Consider the following 14,950-nt stretch of genomic DNA (forward strand, 5'->3'; position numbering starts at 1 on the left):
TCTCCGAAGACCTCGGCATCAAGCTCGAGTCCGTCACCCTCGACATGCTCGGCCGCACCAAGAAGGTCTCGATCTCCAAGGAAAACACCACGATCGTCGACGGCGCTGGCGCCAAGTCCGACATCGAAGGCCGTGTTGCCCAGATCAAGGCCCAGATCGAAGAAACCACCTCTGACTACGACCGCGAAAAGCTGCAGGAACGTCTTGCCAAGCTCGCTGGCGGCGTTGCCGTTATCCGCGTCGGCGGTTCGACGGAAGTCGAAGTGAAGGAAAAGAAGGACCGCATCGACGACGCTCTCAACGCGACGCGCGCTGCTGTTCAGGAAGGTATCGTCCCGGGCGGCGGTATTGCTCTCCTGCGCTCCTCCACGAAGATCAAGGCCAAGGGTGAAAACCAGGATCAGGAAGCCGGCGTCAACATCGTTCGCCGCGCCCTGCAGTCGCTGGTCCGCCAGATCGCAGAAAACGCTGGTGACGAAGCTTCGATCGTTGTCGGCAAGGTCCTCGACAAGAACGAAGACAACTACGGCTACAACGCCCAGACGTCCGAATATGGCGACATGATCGCCATGGGCATCGTCGACCCGGTCAAGGTTGTCCGTACGGCTCTGCAGAACGCAGCTTCGGTTGCTTCGCTGCTGATCACCACGGAAGCCATGATCGCCGAGCTGCCGAAGAAGGACGCTCCGGCAATGCCAGGCGGCATGGGCGGCATGGGCGGTATGGACATGATGTGATAGGCCAACGGCCTTTCACAGCATCGTCCATGAAACCGCCCATCATCATCCAAGATGGTTCAGCGCGTCGAGCGCGCTGAACTGGCGGTATGGACATGATGTGATGGGCGTAAGCCATCACTGATATCCATTTCGGTCTCCGGAATAGAAAGGGCGGTCTTCGGGCCGCCCTTTTTTATTCAGTCGATTCGAAAATAACCGCGGCTTAAGCTACGACTTAAGGCGCGGTTTTTGGTCCGAAACTTTCGCGAGGCTTGCGCACTTCGCATTTTCCCCTTCAATGAAATTCGGTCTCAGAGCTGTCTAATTTACGAAAACCGCATGCTATGGTGTGTGTGAAACCGTTTCCATAACGCATAAATGAGACTTTTGAACACAAAACTAGCGGATAACGCGCAATCCGGGCAAAATCCAATCATAACGTCAACCTAACGCCCCGGAAAAAGCCGTTGCCGTTTGCGCAAAAGCTCCTATAAATCCGCGCTGCAATTGACGTTCGCCCCGGAACAATTCTCGCCACAGACGAGAACGGACACGCCAAAGGCCATGCGTGAACATTCGGGCTTTCGAAGGTCTCCGCGAACATACGAGATTAAATCTTGCGGGAGACATTCGAGCGGCGACCATCAAAGGCGCAGCCGAACAGCTGTTCCCGCAAGGTGAAAGCACAGGCATGATGCCTGGCGCTACGTGATCCTGTTTCTTTGTGTTTGCCGAGCGTGTGGCAGGGGAGCCGCACCCAAACTGGGGAACGCCTTGTTTAAGATCGCCAAAGCCAATGCTGCCGCACCCTTGATGCCCGGCTCGCTGGACTACAACAATCATAACCACGACATGTTGGCGCAGTTTTCCGTCTCCGAAAGCTGGATCGGAGACTTTTCGACTGGAGTCATTAGGCTCGGCGAGTGGAGCGCGATGCTGCACGGTCTCTCGGCGCAGGAATGCGGCCTGTTGAGCCTGGTGCGCTGTTACGATCCCAAGGACCGCAACCACGTTCTGCAGCTCTTCGAGCAGGCTGCGACGCTTTCCTCATCCTTCTGCTTTTCGACGACCATCATCATGCCGAACGGCTTTCGCCAGCCGCTCTTCTGCATGGGCGAATCCAACGGGCTGGAAGAAAAGTACAGCGGCAGCATGGTCGGCGTTTTCGTCTTCCCGCGCTTCAAGCTGGAAGGCGCCAGCCAGATTGCCAGCCGGCAGTAAGCGCCGTTCAAACGCGGGCTTTCACCCGTGTTGCCGGCAGGGATCAATCCGGAAAATCCCATGGGCAGGGAAAGCGCATCTCCGACCGATACGGGTCACATCTTTCCCGGGATACGATGGGAGTATGCCGCCTGCGAAAGTCCCGGCTGGTCGCCAACTCGCCTCGCAGCACTTTCCCTTAGATTGAGTGAGGGCGAATCCTCCGCATTCATGATCGTTCAGGCAGGACGGCTGATCTATCAGTGGGGCGACCTTACTCTCAAATCCAGCGTCGCCTCGGTGCGGAAAAGCCTGATCAACGTGTTATACGGCATCTTCATCGCCGAGGGCCGGATCAACGCGAATGCGACGCTCGCGGATCTTGATATTGACGACACCGAGCCCCTGACGCCGGCAGAGCGGCAGGCAACCGTCATGAACCTGCTGATGGCCCGATCCGGTGTCTATCTGCCTTCGGTCTACGACACGGAGAAGGGGCGCCCGGCGAGAGGAAGCCATCCGCCGGGAACGCACTGGTTCTACAATAACTGGGATTTCAACGTCCTCGGCACGATCATCCAGCGCGCGACAGACCAAAATCTGTTTGACGCCTTCGTGTCGCGGCTCGTCCTTCCGCTCCAGATGGAAGATTATGCGCCGGGAGACGGCTGGTTCCAGCATGGTCCTCAATCATTGCACCCGGTCTATAAGATCAGTATGTCGGCCCGCGATCTTGCGCGGGTTGGGCTGCTTTATCTGCGTTCCGGCTGTTGGGGAGACAAGCAGATCGTTCCCGAAAGCTGGGTCAGCGACAGCACCGCCATTCATTCGGAAGTCGGCGCCGGTCATGGTTATGGCTATCTCTGGTGGGCCACAGAAGCGCACGCCGGGGGCGACAGCATGGCGACGCATGTGCCGATGTTCTACGCCAGTGGATGGGGTGGCCAGTATCTGATCGTGCTGCCGACGCTCGATCTTGTCATCGTTCACAGATCCGCCTCGTCCAAAAGGAGCGGCAGCGGTGTCAGCCATGTCCAGATGGGCGAAATATTGCGCCTCGCGCTAGCTGCGTTGAGTGGGCAAGGTTAGGCCGACCCAAGACCGGCCTAACGTTCAATCCAAACTCAGGCCAAAACTCAGGCCGGCTTGACCGGAATGTTGAGGCCCTTCTCGCTCGCCGGGCGGGCGATGCAGCGCTGCAGCCAGTCCATGACGGCGGGGAATTTCGCATAGTCCAGCACTTCACGGCCGCCATAGAAGATATCGGCGCCGCGGATCCACGGGAAGGTGGTGATGTCGGCGATGGTGTATTCGTCGCCCATGATCCACTGGCGGCCCTGCAGGCGGCTTTCCAGCACGCCCAGCAGGCGCTTGGCCTCATCGCGGTAGCGCTCCACCGGGTAGGAATTGTTGGCGACCTTGTCGGCGGCGAATTTGTAGAAATGGCCAAACTGGCCGAACATCGGCCCAATGCCGGCCATCTGGAAAAAGACCCACTGGATGGTTTCATAGCGGCCCGCGGCATCCGCCGGGATCAGCTTGCCGGTCTTTTCCGCCAGATAGAGCAGGATGGCGCCGGATTCGAAGAGTCCGATCGGCTTTCCATCCGGGCCACTGGGATCTACGATCGCGGGGATACGGCCGTTTGGGTTCAGCGATACGAATTCCGCCGTCTTCTGATCCGTCGTCGCGAAGGACACATAATGGGGCTCATAGGGCAGAGCGAGCTCCTCCAGCGCCACTGAAATCTTCACGCCATTCGGCGTCTGAAGCGAATAAAGCTGGATAATGTCGGGGTTTTTCGCCGGCCAGCGGCTGGTGATCGGAAATGCGGAAAGATCTGCCATCGGTTTCTCCTTGGGTGAGGCGGCGACCATAAAAGACAGCCGCCATGCAAGGCAAGCCAACCGATCGTTTCATATTAGTGAACAAACTGTCCGCTGACGTTTATCTTTCCCTGACGTCAGAAAAAGGCGAAATAGAAGGCATCCGAGGTCCAACACGGTGCCGGGGCATCAAGACCTCAAAAGCCATTCAACGGAGCAACGTCCATGTCGAATACGAATAACGCCCTCATCCTTCTCGCCCGCATTCTTCTGTCCTTCATGTTCATCCTTGCCGGCTTCGGCAAGGTAACCGATGCTGCCGGTACTGCCGGCATGATCGCCGGTGCCGGCCTGCCGGCAGCAACCCTCCTGGCCTATGTCGCAGGCCTCTTCGAACTGCTGGCCGGCCTTGCGGTTCTCACGGGCTTCCAGGTCCGTATTGTCGGCTGGTTGCTCGCCGGCTTCTGTGTCTTCACGGCCGTTGTCTTCCATCTGCCCTACGCAAGTGGCGCCGAACTCGTGAATATCCTCAACCAGATCATGGTCATGAAGAACATCACACTGGCCGGCGCGTACATCCTGCTCGCCACCGTCGGTGCCGGAGCCTATTCGATCGACGCACGCCGCGGCCTGCAGGCCGTCGCCGCCCGCTAATTCTATTTCCTCCCAAACACAAAAACCCGCCGTCTCTCCTGACGGCGGGTTCTGCATGTTCAATAACGTGATCAGAGAACCGAGCGGACAGCCTCGACAATCGCCGTCACCGTGGGCGTATCGGCATGGGCATCCTTGCGGGCGCGCACGAGGCAGGCTTCCGAGCGCAGGATGACGCCGTCGGCAAGCACCTTGAGGTGGTTGGCGCGCAGCGTCGAGCCGGTCGAGGTAATATCGACGATGATATCGGCCGAGCCGGAGGCAGGCGCACCTTCCGTCGCACCGAGGCTTTCGACGATGCGATAGAGCTGGATGCCGTGCTGGCTGGAGAAGAACTGCTGAGTCAAGCGCCAGTATTTCGTGGCGATTGCCAGACGGCGGCCATGACGGGCGCGGAAATCGGCAGCGACGTCGACGAGATCGGCCATCGTGTCGACGTCCAGCCAGATTTCCGGCACGGCGACGACGACATCGGCATGGCCGAAGCCGAGGCGGGCGCAGAACTCCACCCGCTTGTCGGCTTCCGCCAGTCCCTCGCGCACGAGGTCTTCGCCGGTAACGCCGAAATCGATGGAGCCGTTGCCGAGCTCGCGGGAAATTTCCGAGGCCGAGAGGAAGGCGATTTCCACATCGTCCCAGCCTTCGACGCGGCCGCGATAGGAGCGGTCATTGCCGACGGCATAAATTTTCAGGCCAGCGCGCTCGAAGATATCAGAGCATTCGTCCTTCATGCGGCCCTTGGAGGGAAGCGCAATGGTGATCGTCATGCGGCTGCCCTTTCGGTTTCGATACGGTCGAGCCAGAGGGAGAAGCCGACGGCGGGAATACGGTCCTTGGCGCCGAGGAAGGTCATCAGCCTGTCGAAACGACCGCCACCGGCCAGAACCGCCGACGAGCCCTCGACCATCACCTCGAAGACGAGGCCGGTATAATAATCGAGCGGGCGGCCGAAAGCGGCGCGGTATTCGATGAGCGAGAGATCGACGCCGGCATTGGAGAGTGCAGCGACACGGCCATCGAAGCGGGCCAACGCATTGCCGAGCTTCAGCCCCGCCGCGTCGGCGAAATGCGAGAGTGCTGCCGAAGCATTGACCAGCGGTACGTTGAGCGACAGGAACTTTTCCAGCACCTGGAAGGCCGCATCATCGAGACGGGTCTCGGAGAGGACGAGCTTTTCCTTGAGCCGCCGGGCGATCTCCTGCGGCGAGCGGCTGGCATTGGTGGAATAGCCGGTCGCCTGCATCGTCTCGTCGATATAGGAAATCAGCGCCGTTTCATCCTCGAGGCCGACAAGGCCTGCGACATGATCGTCGAGGCCGGTGACGAATTGCGGGCTCACGAGACCCGCCAGCAGGCTCTCAAGCTGGATCATATTGCCGAAGGCATGGATCAGCCGCTTCTGCCAACCGAGCGGCAGGCCAAGAGCCTGCACGACGGCCTCGAATACGGCCTGATCGCCGATCGTGACGGCGAGCTGCCGGCCTGGTAGCAGGCGAGAGAGAATGCCGACGGCATCGCCGATTGCGCGGGCATCGGCGCTGGCGAGATTGATATCGCCGAGATCTTCGATGCCGGCCTGATAGAACTCGTTGCTGCCGTCGCGGCGCTGGCGGAAGACTTCGCCGAGATAGGAATAGCGCTTCGGCGTGCCCGTTGCGCTCTCGATATGGCGCAGACAGACGGGGATGGTGAATTCCGGGCGCAGGCAGAGGCTGGCGCCGGTCTCGCTTTCCGTCATGAAGATACGCCGGCGAAGATCTTCGCCGGCGATATCGAGAAAGGGTTCGGCCGGCTGGATGACCGGTGTGTCGATACGCTCCGCCTTGCGGGCGGAAAATTCGTCCAGAAGCTCGCCGGAGAAATCAGGAAGGTTGATCAGGGCCATATCAGCCCGCCCTCTTCCGGTCCTCCGCCTGGGCGGCGAGGATTTCCTTCACCTTGGCGATCAGATCGGCTTCCGCAACGGTTTCCTGTGCCACGCGCGCCTCGCGCCAGGTCGTATTGTCCTCGATCTCGCCGGAGAGGCGCTTGCCTTCGATCAGATCCTTGATCTGCACGACGCCCTGCGCACGCTCGTCGCCGCCCTGGATGATGGCGATCGGGCAACCGCGGCGGTCGGCATATTTCAGCTGATTGCCGAATTTCTTCCAGTTGCCCTGGAACATCTCGGCGCGGATGCCGGCGGCACGAAGCTCCTGCGTGAAGCGCTGGTAGCGGCCCATCGCCCCGACATCGCCGTCCATGACGGTGACCAGCACCGGCTCGATAATATCCTGCTGGCCGAGCTTGCCGAGGTTCTTCAGCGCCGTCATCAGGCGCGAGACGCCGATCGAGAAGCCAGTGGCCGGCACCGGCTGGCCCATGAAGCGGGAGACGAGACCGTCATAGCGGCCGCCGCCGCCGACGGAGCCGAAGACAACCTTTTCGCCCTTTTCGTTGGTGACGTCGAAGAGCAGTTCAGCCTCATAGACCGGGCCGGTATAATATTCGAGGCCGCGGACAACAGAGGGATCGATCTTGATGCGGTCGGACTGATAGCCGGCGCTGGTGACGAGCGCGCCGATGAAATTCAGCTCCTCGACGCCTTCGACGCCCTTCCCGGTGCCGGCGACTAGCTCTGCCAGTTGGGCGGCACTTTCAGCATAATCCTTGATGCCGACGAAGAAGAGAACCTTCTCGATCTGGCTCTGGTCAAGGCCGGCACCCTTAGTGAAGTCGCCGGATTCATCCTTGCGGCCGGGGCCGAGCAGCAGGGCAACACCTTCCGGGCCGAACTTGTCGAGCTTGTCGATCGCGCGCAGCACATTGAGGCGCTGGCCGGCCTTGTCATCGCCGCCGAGGCCGATTGCTTCCAGCACGCCATCCAGAACCTTGCGGTTGTTGACGCGGATGACATAGTCGCCGCGCTTGATGCCGAGAGCTTCCAGCGTATCGGACATCATCATGCACATTTCGGCATCGGCCTGAACGCCCGGTGCGCCGACAGTATCGGCATCGAACTGCATGAACTGGCGGAAGCGGCCCGGACCCGGCTTCTCGTTGCGGAAAACGTAACCGGCGCGATAGGTGCGATAGGGAAGTTGGATCTCGTTGAAATTCTCGGCGACGTGACGGGCGAGCGGCGCCGTCAGGTCGTAACGCAGCGACATCCACTGCTCGTCATCGTCCTGCAGCGAGAAGACGCCCTCGTTCGGACGGTCACTGTCGGGCAGGAACTTGCCGAGCGCATCGGTATATTCAAGCAGCGGCGTTTCGACCGGATCGAAACCATAATGCTCATAGACCTCGCGGATCTTCGCGGTCATTTCGTTGGCGGCGCGGAGATCGGCTGCGGAGCGGTCGACAAAGCCGCGCGGAAGGCGGGCCTTGAGCTTTTGCGGTTTCTTCTGCTTGTCGTTCATTTCGGGGGATTTCCACATATGTGACAGTGGCGGTTTCCTAGCGGATTGGGCGGGTAGCGGCAAGGGCAAGGGCCTTGATATGGCGACCAGAATCGATGGAACGATGCGGAAAGAACCTGTTATCAGGATATAGCCATGATCGCGGAAGCGCTTCAGTATCTCGCCACAGCAGCGCTTACGGGCAGCGCGCACCGCCGCTTCGTGCGCTATTCGGTCAATCTGTGGTCGCGCGCCGGCCGCTGCAGCCGCGATTGGGCGGCCCATGAGGCCAACAGCAAGGATGCCATTCGCGCCGCGATATCAGGCCTGTCACAGCGGCGGACCGCCGTCGTGCTCGGCTCAGGACTGCTCCGGGACGTGCCGATCGAGGATCTGGCTGGGAGTTTCGATACGGTCGTGCTCGTCGATCTCGTGCATCTGGCATCCGTGCGCCTGCGGCTGAGGGGCAAGCGCTATCGGAACGTGCGGCTGATCGAACGCGATCTCTCCGGCTATGACGATCTCAAGGCAGGACACGATCCCGAGCCGCTCGGCTTCCTGCGCAGCGTGCCCTATCTCGATTTCGTCGTTTCCGCCAACCTGCTCTCGCAGGTCGGCCGGGGCGTCAAACGACAATATGAGGCAGAAGCTCCATCCGGGATGCCTGAATATACCGTCGAGCGGCTGATAGCGGCGCATATCGAGGGACTTGCGGCGCAGCCCTGCCGCACCTGCCTGGTAACCGATATCTCCTATGTGGTCATCGACCGGACCGGCAAAGTACATGAGGAAGCCGACCTGCTGCATGGCGTGGCGCGGCCCGAGGCGAGGGCCGGCTGGGATTGGCCCGTCGCCCCGCTCGGCGAAGAAAGCCGTGACTACCAGATCGTTCACAAGGTTATTGCTGCCTGGTGAGCGGCTTGGCTTTTCGCCTGGGCTTGCCTATGTTTCTCGCATGCGCGCATTGGCTCTCATGACGATGTTTTTCGGCTGGCTGGTCTACAGCACCCTGTCGGCATGGGCTGGCTGCCCGACCTGCGCATCGATGAGCACTGCGGTTCAGACCGAAGCCAGCATGACGCATCATCACATGGAGGGCATGGCCATGCCCGACATGGCGGCTAAGGCCGATTCTGCGAAAGACCCTTGCTCCACAGGCGTTGCCCATATGCCGCTTTGCGCCGCCTGCATGGTGCTGCCGCCGGCCGATCTGCTTGCCGATGGCGGCAAGCATGTTTTCGCCTATCCGTCTCCTGCGCTCGACCGGGCGCTCAGGGACAACAGGCCCACACCACAGGCACCGCCTCCCCGCTTCGTCTGACGATCCCTTTTTGCAGAACGGCAGCGATGCGCTGCCATCAGACCCTATTGTCAGACAGAGGAAGGAATACTCATGTCTCTGAAAATCATCGCCCTTTCCGCCAGCATCGCCTTTGCTGCGCCGGCCTTTGCCGAGGATATGCCGACCATGGACATGTCCAAGCACATGGGCGGCCACGGCCCATCCAGCCAGGCTTTCACGGAGGCCAATGACAGGATGCACAAGGATATGATGATCAAACTGAGCGGCGATACCGATGTGGATTTCGTCCGCAGCATGATCCCTCACCATCAGGGAGCGATCGACATGGCAAAGATCGAGCTGCAGTACGGAAAGGATCCGGAAATCCGCAAACTTGCCGAGAGTGTCATCAAGGCGCAGGAGGCTGAAATCGCCGAGATGAACGCCTGGCTGAAGGCGCACGGCAAGTAAGTCGACAGCAAAGAATAAGGGCCGCCGTCGGAACGGCGGCCCTCTTCAATCAGTCCTTTGCTTGATCAGGCTTTGGGCTCGAAATCGACCGGGCGGCGGCCGGCGGCCTGGCGGGAAAGCATCCAGCCCGGATATTCCGGAGCGAGAGCGCTGACCTCATCGAGTTTCTTGATCTCCTCTGCATCGAGCTTCAGCGTGACGGCAGCAAGGTTCTGGTCGAGCTGGTCGACACGCTTGGCGCCGATGATGACGGTCGTGACGAAGGGCTTGGCGAGGATATAGGCAAGCGCTACCGTGGCGACGCTGACGCCATGCTTTTCGGCGATTTCGCGCATGACGGCGACACAAGCCCAGGCCCGATCCTTATCGACAGGCGGGAAGTCGAAATTGGCGCGGCGGCCTTCACCATTGCCTGGTGCGCCCGGACCATACTTGCCCGAGAGCAGGCCGCCAGCGAGCGGCGACCAGACCATCAGGCCGAGCTTTTCTTCCTGCAGCAGCGGCACGATATCGCGTTCGAGGTCACGTCCGGCAATCGAATAATAGGCCTGCACGGTCTCAAAACGGGCATAGTCCTTACGCTCGGAAATGCCGAGCGCCTTGGCGATGCGCCAAGCCTGCCAGTTGGACACGCCGACGTAACGCACGAGCCCACGGGAAACGAGATCGTCGAGCGCACGCAACGTCTCATCGATCGGGGTGACCGGATCGGTGGCATGGATCTGGTAGAGATCGATATGGTCCGTCTGCAGGCGCTTGAGGCTTGCCTCGACGGAATCCATGATATGGCCGCGCGAGGCGCCGCGATCGTTCGGCTTGTCGCCCATAACGCCATAGACCTTGGTGGCGATGACGACATCCTTGCGCGGCACGCTAAGGTTCTTCAGTGCCTGGCCGAGCAGCCGCTCGGATTCACCAAACGAATAGACGTCTGCGGTATCGATGAAATTGACGCCGGCATCCAGTGAACGCTGGACGATCTCATCGGCCGCCTTCTGGTCGACATCGGCAATGGCGCCCCAGGGGGTGCCTTGCTTGGCCTCCCCGAATGTCATGGTTCCAAGGCAGATTTCAGATACGAAAAGTCCGGTATTTCCGAGTTGATYGTAACGCATGTCGAGAAATTCCCTTGTGTCTGCCGCAATAGGGGCTTGCGGACTGCTGAACTCTATTTTTTGATTATTGGCCTGCGCGTAACAGGCACAGCCGGGGCTGGCTGCAAGGTGAGGCACTTTTCATGTAGGTCGCCGGCCGGCGTTTTTCAACGGAACACGGCCCCGTGGAGACGCCCTTGTCTCGACACAGGCTGGGAATAGATTGCCCGCCTTATATCGACAGGGCGTATTTCTAGAGGTGCGTATATGACCGCCCGACCATTGACGACGATCGGTTTCGATGCCGATGACACACTCTGGCAGAACGAACACTATTACAGACTGACGGAAGAGCATTTTACCCGGCTTCTCGCCGATTTCGCCGAGGGCGCGAAGATTTCCGAGCGGCTTCTCGAAGCCGAAAAACGCAACCTCGCCCATTACGGTTTCGGCATCAAAGGCTTCACGCTGTCGATGATCGAAACGGCGATCGAAATCACCGAGGGCAAGGTGCCGGCGAGTGTAATCGCCAAGATCCTCGATACCGGACGCGACCTTCTGTCCCATCCGGTCGAAACCCTGCCGCATGTGCGCGACACACTGGAAACGCTTGCGGGAAAATATCTGCTGGTGGTGATCACCAAGGGTGATCTCTTCGATCAGGAGCGCAAGCTCGCCCAGTCTGGACTTGGCGACTATTTCGATGCTGTCGAGATCGTCTCCGACAAGACGGCGGTCACCTATCGGCGCATCTTCTCCAAGGTCGGCGACGGGCCGGAGCGGGCGATGATGGTCGGCAATTCACTGAAGTCCGATATCGTACCGGCCATTGCCGCCGGCAGCTACGGTGTCTTTGTGCCCCACGAGCTCACCTGGGTCCTGGAGCGGGTCGAGGAGCCGAAGGACGCGCCGCGCTTCCGCAGGATCGTCCATCTCGGCGAATTGCGCGGGCTGATCGACGGGCTTGGCTAAAGCATCCTTACGCAATTCCGGACGCAAAACCGCTGCACAGTTTTGCTAGAATTGCTCTCGGTTACCGCTTCGGAAAGAGTGACGGCCGCTCCTCCTGTTGAGGCGCCGGCTTCACCGGCTGAGGAGCCGCGGCAAGCGGTTCGATCAGGATGCTGTAGGGCGCGCCCAGCCCGCGGCGCGGCGAGACCTTGGAATAGTAAGGGCGCAGCAGCCAGGTGGCGTTTTCCTTGACTGTCGTCTCGTAGCTGATGCCGTCCTCGTCCGTCCCGAAAAAGGCTTCGTCATCGGGTTTCGACAGATCGAAGATTGCGAGATAGGCGAATTTGCTCCTTGTCTCGAAGCTGATCTTCACATGCTGGCCGGCGCGCACCGGCAGCGTATAGACGTGGCTGTTGCCGAACTTGGTCCAACCCTTCAATTGCATGGTCACGGCGGGGAACTGCAGCTTTTCGATTTTCTCGCCTGGGTCGAGTTGCGGCGTCTGCGCAAGAGCTGCGGAGGCGGACAGGAAAAGTGCTGTGGCAAACACAAGAAGCGGCTTCACGGGCGCACCAATGCTGCGCGCATCGCCTCCACTTCAGCGCGACAGAAGCAGCCTTCGAGATGATCGTTGACGAGACCCATAGCCTGCATGAAGGCATAAACTGTGGTCGGTCCGACAAAGGTCCAGCCGCGCTTCTTCAAATCCTTGGAAATCCTGACTGACGTGGCGGTGGTCGGATTGGTGACGATATGCTGGCGGTCGACGACGGCAGGCCGATCTTCCTGGCGCGGCTCATAGTTCCAGAAGTAGCGGGCGAGAGAGCCGAATTCGCTCCTGAGATCGATTGCGCGACGCGCATTGTTGATCGTCGATACGATCTTGCCGCGATGGCGGATGATGCCGGCGTCAGCGAGGCAGCGAGCGATATCCTCGTCGCCGAAGCGCGCCACCTTCTCGAAATCGAAGCCGGCGAAAGCAGCGCGGAAATTCTCGCGCTTGCGCAGGATCGTCAGCCAGGAAAGACCGGACTGAAAACCTTCGAGACAGATCTTTTCGAAGAGCCTGATGTCATCGGTGACAGGCCTGCCCCACTCCTCATCGTGGTAGCGCAGATAGTCGGGCAGATTCGCATGCCAGTGGCAGCGGCTCCTGCCGTCCTCGCCGATGATGATGCCGGTTTCGCTCATATTTTCTTCTCGTTTTGCGGCTGTGAATCCGGCTTTACCATTTGCAAACCTTCTTTCCAAACCGAACGGTAACCCTGACGAAAAGTTTATTCCGTCCGTCGCCTTTTAATGAATCCGTATTTACCATTCGCTGGCGAACGCGGTGGCAGCATGACCGCAGGCGGACAATTCCGCTAGCGCATTTTCGGTCATTTGTAGAGAGTTCGTCCGATGATGAAACCCCTTGTCCTTGCCGCAGCCATGCTCGGCATTCTGTCCACGGCCGCCCTTGCAGACGACCGCTACGCCTCCCGTCCGCCCGTGGTGTTGAGCCCCGATCTCACCGCCCCCTGGATCAACCAGCTCGGCGGCGGCTCGGTTCGTCCCGTCGTCTACCAGCGGCCGGTCGTCGTACAGCAGCGCGGCCTTTTCCAGCGCCGGACGTACATCCAGCGCGCGCCGCAGCCGGCACCGCAGACCGTGTCGGCCATCCGTCCCGGCGTCCCCGTCATCCGTGGGCAGGTCGAGCCGCAGTTCCTGCCGCAGATCGTCGATTACGATACGAAGGAAAGGCCCGGCACGCTTATCATCGACACCAACAACCGCTTCCTCTACCTCGTCGTGGATGGCGGCAAGGCCCGCCGCTACGGCGTCGGCGTCGGCAAGCCCGGCTTCGAATGGGCAGGCGCCCACAAGATCACCCGCAAGGCGGAGTGGCCGGATTGGACGCCGCCCTCGGAAATGGTGAGCCGCGAAGCCGCCAAGGGCCATTATCTTCCCGCCCGCATGGATGGCGGCCCGGAAAATCCGCTCGGCGCCCGTGCCATGTATCTCGGTTCCACGCTATACCGCATTCACGGCACCAATGCGCCCTGGACGATCGGCAGCGCCGTCTCCTCCGGCTGTATCCGCATGCGCAACGAGGACGTGGTCGACCTTTATGATCGCGTCAATATCGGCACCCGCGTCATCGTGATGTAAAGGCCAAATAACGCCAGCGGACGGCAAGAACAGCCGCCCGCTGGACAACAAAAAACCGTGTCCCTCACCTCTCCGACTTGAAATTCAAACCGATTTGACTAGCCTCTACGCGGTCTGAAGGAGAGGGTATCGAAAATGAAGCAGTTTTTTAGGCTCGCGGCGGCGGCTGCCGTCGCGCTGTCCTGTACAGTTGTGACCGTCAGCGCGGAACCGGTCATGACGGCTACGGACGCCGTGCGCGGCGTCAAGCAGACCCGTGAGATCAAGCCACAGTTCCGCAAGCGTGTCGTCCGTCTTGCCACCAGCGAAAAGCCCGGCACCATTATCGTCGACACCAACAACAAGTTTCTCTACCTCGTCGAAGGCAATAACCGCGCCACGCGCTACGGCATCGGCGTCGGCCGCGACGGTTTCGGCTGGTCGGGTGTCGTGACGGTCGGCCGCATGGCCGAGTGGCCGAGCTGGACGCCGCCGGCTGAGATGCGCGCCCGCGAGGCCCGCGAAGGTCACAATCTTCCCGCCGTTCAGCCCGGCGGCCCTGATAATCCGCTCGGTGCGCGCGCCATGTATCTCTACAAGGGCGGCCGCGACACGATCTTCCGCATTCACGGCACCAACCAGCCCTGGACGATCGGCCTCAACATGTCCTCAGGCTGCATCCGCATGATGAACAATGATGTGTCGCATCTTTACAGCCGCGTCTCCGTCGGCACCAAGGTCATCGTCGTCGGTCCCGGCAACAAGCAGGGCAATGTCGCCTTCCAAGACAAGGGCATCGATATCCTGCGCACCATGTTTGGCGGTTGAGCCACACTTTCAACAAAAAAATAAAGGCGTACATCGTGCGCCTTTTTGTTTGTTAAGATTGTGACACAGAACTCTGCCACAGAATCGACCTGATCACCTTTCGGTACTTCGGGGACATTCAATGGCATATGCATTGCGTCTTTCCACCATGCTTCTGGCGGGCATTGCGTTTTCCGCACTTGCATCGGTGGCCGGCACGGCTTCGGCTGAAGATCTGGAATTTTCTATCTATGGCGGTTACCAGACGGCGCCGCATAGCCACGTCGATGTTTCCGACGGCACCTCCTTCAGSGCCGGCTGGGAGGGCAAGTCGTTCGGCAGCCCGCCCTATTACGGCGGCCGCGTCACCTGGTGGCTGGGCGACTTCAACCTGCCGAACTGGGGCGTGTCGCTCGACTATACCCATGACAAGGTC

17 protein-coding genes and 1 pseudogene are annotated in these 14,950 nt (G+C 60.2%); 11 read left to right on the forward strand and 7 right to left on the reverse strand.

The window, feature by feature from the left end; genetic code table 11:
* The 3 genes from AC1DTN_RS36420 to AC1DTN_RS36430 form a co-directional block, all read left to right on the forward strand.
* The coding region (locus AC1DTN_RS36420) for a TCP-1/cpn60 chaperonin family protein (RefSeq protein WP_477924935.1) at positions 1–737 on the forward strand (737 nt) is incomplete at its 5' end.
* Positions 738–1,493: 756 nt separating this feature from the next.
* Complete coding sequence (locus tag AC1DTN_RS36425; protein WP_310378593.1) at positions 1,494–1,940, forward strand: hypothetical protein; 447 nt, start codon at positions 1,494–1,496, stop codon at positions 1,938–1,940.
* A gap of 60 nt (positions 1,941–2,000) precedes the next feature.
* Positions 2,001–3,008, forward strand: a complete 1,008-nt coding sequence (locus tag AC1DTN_RS36430; protein WP_477924938.1) for a serine hydrolase domain-containing protein — start codon at positions 2,001–2,003, stop codon at positions 3,006–3,008.
* Positions 3,009–3,055: 47 nt separating this feature from the next.
* Here AC1DTN_RS36430 and AC1DTN_RS36435 read toward each other — a convergent pair whose 3' ends face one another.
* The gene (locus AC1DTN_RS36435) at positions 3,056–3,766 is read right to left on the reverse strand and encodes a glutathione binding-like protein (protein WP_477924939.1); all 711 of its coding nucleotides are present in this window, start codon (positions 3,764–3,766) and stop codon (positions 3,056–3,058) included.
* Between the two features lie 204 nt (positions 3,767–3,970).
* Between AC1DTN_RS36435 and AC1DTN_RS36440 the strand changes: the two genes are divergently transcribed.
* Positions 3,971–4,399, forward strand: coding sequence for a DoxX family protein (locus AC1DTN_RS36440; protein ID WP_007814196.1), 429 nt, complete (start codon positions 3,971–3,973; stop codon positions 4,397–4,399).
* Between the two features lie 71 nt (positions 4,400–4,470).
* Here AC1DTN_RS36440 and hisG read toward each other — a convergent pair whose 3' ends face one another.
* Genes hisG through hisS form a run of 3 tightly spaced genes read right to left on the reverse strand, consistent with a single transcriptional unit; the run spans position 4,471 to position 7,800 of the window.
* Positions 4,471–5,166 (reverse strand): ATP phosphoribosyltransferase, encoded by a 696-nt coding sequence (hisG, locus tag AC1DTN_RS36445; protein WP_477924941.1) that lies wholly within the window; start codon positions 5,164–5,166, stop codon positions 4,471–4,473.
* Positions 5,163–6,284 carry an ATP phosphoribosyltransferase regulatory subunit gene (locus AC1DTN_RS36450; protein ID WP_310378602.1) on the reverse strand — a complete coding sequence of 374 codons (1,122 nt, stop codon included), beginning with the start codon at positions 6,282–6,284 and terminating at the stop codon, positions 5,163–5,165. Before AC1DTN_RS36450 ends, hisG begins: the two co-directional genes overlap by 4 nt.
* 1 nt (position 6,285) lies before the next feature.
* On the reverse strand, positions 6,286–7,800 hold the full coding sequence (gene hisS / locus AC1DTN_RS36455; protein ID WP_477924943.1) for a histidine--tRNA ligase: 1,515 nt from the start codon (positions 7,798–7,800) through the stop codon (positions 6,286–6,288).
* 135 nt (positions 7,801–7,935) lie between these two features.
* Between hisS and AC1DTN_RS36460 the strand changes: the two genes are divergently transcribed.
* From AC1DTN_RS36460 to copM, 3 genes are all read left to right on the forward strand, one after another.
* Positions 7,936–8,694: a hypothetical protein gene (locus AC1DTN_RS36460; RefSeq protein WP_477924944.1), complete on the forward strand. Its 759-nt coding sequence runs from the start codon at positions 7,936–7,938 to the stop codon at positions 8,692–8,694.
* A gap of 40 nt (positions 8,695–8,734) precedes the next feature.
* On the forward strand, positions 8,735–9,100 hold the full coding sequence (locus AC1DTN_RS36465) for a hypothetical protein (protein ID WP_310380037.1): 366 nt from the start codon (positions 8,735–8,737) through the stop codon (positions 9,098–9,100).
* 72 nt (positions 9,101–9,172) lie between these two features.
* Complete coding sequence (gene copM, locus AC1DTN_RS36470; protein ID WP_113323879.1) at positions 9,173–9,532, forward strand: CopM family metallochaperone; 360 nt, start codon at positions 9,173–9,175, stop codon at positions 9,530–9,532.
* 65 nt (positions 9,533–9,597) lie between these two features.
* On the opposite strand, the gene AC1DTN_RS36475 is transcribed toward copM, so the two are convergent.
* Complete coding sequence (locus tag AC1DTN_RS36475) at positions 9,598–10,647, reverse strand: aldo/keto reductase (RefSeq protein ID WP_477924947.1); 1,050 nt, start codon at positions 10,645–10,647, stop codon at positions 9,598–9,600.
* A gap of 246 nt (positions 10,648–10,893) precedes the next feature.
* Here AC1DTN_RS36475 and AC1DTN_RS36480 point away from each other — a divergent pair, with 246 nt between their 5' ends.
* Entirely contained in the window at positions 10,894–11,598 is a 705-nt protein-coding gene (locus tag AC1DTN_RS36480) for an HAD family hydrolase (protein ID WP_113323880.1), read from the forward strand.
* Positions 11,599–11,659: 61 nt separating this feature from the next.
* On the opposite strand, the gene AC1DTN_RS36485 is transcribed toward AC1DTN_RS36480, so the two are convergent.
* Positions 11,660–12,142 carry a hypothetical protein gene (locus AC1DTN_RS36485; RefSeq protein WP_477924949.1) on the reverse strand — a complete coding sequence of 161 codons (483 nt, stop codon included), beginning with the start codon at positions 12,140–12,142 and terminating at the stop codon, positions 11,660–11,662.
* A complete protein-coding gene (locus tag AC1DTN_RS36490; RefSeq protein ID WP_477924951.1) occupies positions 12,139–12,768 on the reverse strand; it encodes a DNA-3-methyladenine glycosylase I in 630 nt (209 codons plus the stop codon). Before AC1DTN_RS36490 ends, AC1DTN_RS36485 begins: the two co-directional genes overlap by 4 nt.
* A gap of 210 nt (positions 12,769–12,978) precedes the next feature.
* On the opposite strand from AC1DTN_RS36490, the gene AC1DTN_RS36495 reads away from it, so the two are divergent.
* From AC1DTN_RS36495 to AC1DTN_RS36505, 3 genes and pseudogenes are all read left to right on the forward strand, one after another.
* Positions 12,979–13,728, forward strand: a complete 750-nt coding sequence (locus tag AC1DTN_RS36495) for a L,D-transpeptidase (RefSeq protein WP_310378615.1) — start codon at positions 12,979–12,981, stop codon at positions 13,726–13,728.
* A 135-nt stretch (positions 13,729–13,863) separates the two neighbouring features.
* Complete coding sequence (locus tag AC1DTN_RS36500) at positions 13,864–14,535, forward strand: L,D-transpeptidase (RefSeq protein WP_113323884.1); 672 nt, start codon at positions 13,864–13,866, stop codon at positions 14,533–14,535.
* A gap of 121 nt (positions 14,536–14,656) precedes the next feature.
* Positions 14,657–14,950 (forward strand): annotated as a pseudogene (locus tag AC1DTN_RS36505) (lipid A oxidase); the annotation flags it as partial.

The sequence above is a fragment of the Rhizobium sp. 01T444 genome (genome assembly GCF_056398305.1).

Coding starts and splice junctions, on each gene's coding strand:
- AC1DTN_RS36430 (WP_477924938.1), top strand. CDS start 2,001: ATGGGCAGGGAAAGCGCATCTCCGACCGATACGGGTCACATCTTTCCC.
- AC1DTN_RS36435 (WP_477924939.1), bottom strand. CDS start 3,766: ATGGCAGATCTTTCCGCATTTCCGATCACCAGCCGCTGGCCGGCGAAA.
- AC1DTN_RS36440 (WP_007814196.1), top strand. CDS start 3,971: ATGTCGAATACGAATAACGCCCTCATCCTTCTCGCCCGCATTCTTCTG.
- hisG (WP_477924941.1), bottom strand. CDS start 5,166: ATGACGATCACCATTGCGCTTCCCTCCAAGGGCCGCATGAAGGACGAA.
- AC1DTN_RS36450 (WP_310378602.1), bottom strand. CDS start 6,284: ATGGCCCTGATCAACCTTCCTGATTTCTCCGGCGAGCTTCTGGACGAA.
- hisS (WP_477924943.1), bottom strand. CDS start 7,800: ATGAACGACAAGCAGAAGAAACCGCAAAAGCTCAAGGCCCGCCTTCCG.
- AC1DTN_RS36460 (WP_477924944.1), top strand. CDS start 7,936: ATGATCGCGGAAGCGCTTCAGTATCTCGCCACAGCAGCGCTTACGGGC.
- AC1DTN_RS36465 (WP_310380037.1), top strand. CDS start 8,735: ATGCGCGCATTGGCTCTCATGACGATGTTTTTCGGCTGGCTGGTCTAC.
- copM (WP_113323879.1), top strand. CDS start 9,173: ATGTCTCTGAAAATCATCGCCCTTTCCGCCAGCATCGCCTTTGCTGCG.
- AC1DTN_RS36480 (WP_113323880.1), top strand. CDS start 10,894: ATGACCGCCCGACCATTGACGACGATCGGTTTCGATGCCGATGACACA.
- AC1DTN_RS36490 (WP_477924951.1), bottom strand. CDS start 12,768: ATGAGCGAAACCGGCATCATCATCGGCGAGGACGGCAGGAGCCGCTGC.
- AC1DTN_RS36495 (WP_310378615.1), top strand. CDS start 12,979: ATGATGAAACCCCTTGTCCTTGCCGCAGCCATGCTCGGCATTCTGTCC.
- AC1DTN_RS36500 (WP_113323884.1), top strand. CDS start 13,864: ATGAAGCAGTTTTTTAGGCTCGCGGCGGCGGCTGCCGTCGCGCTGTCC.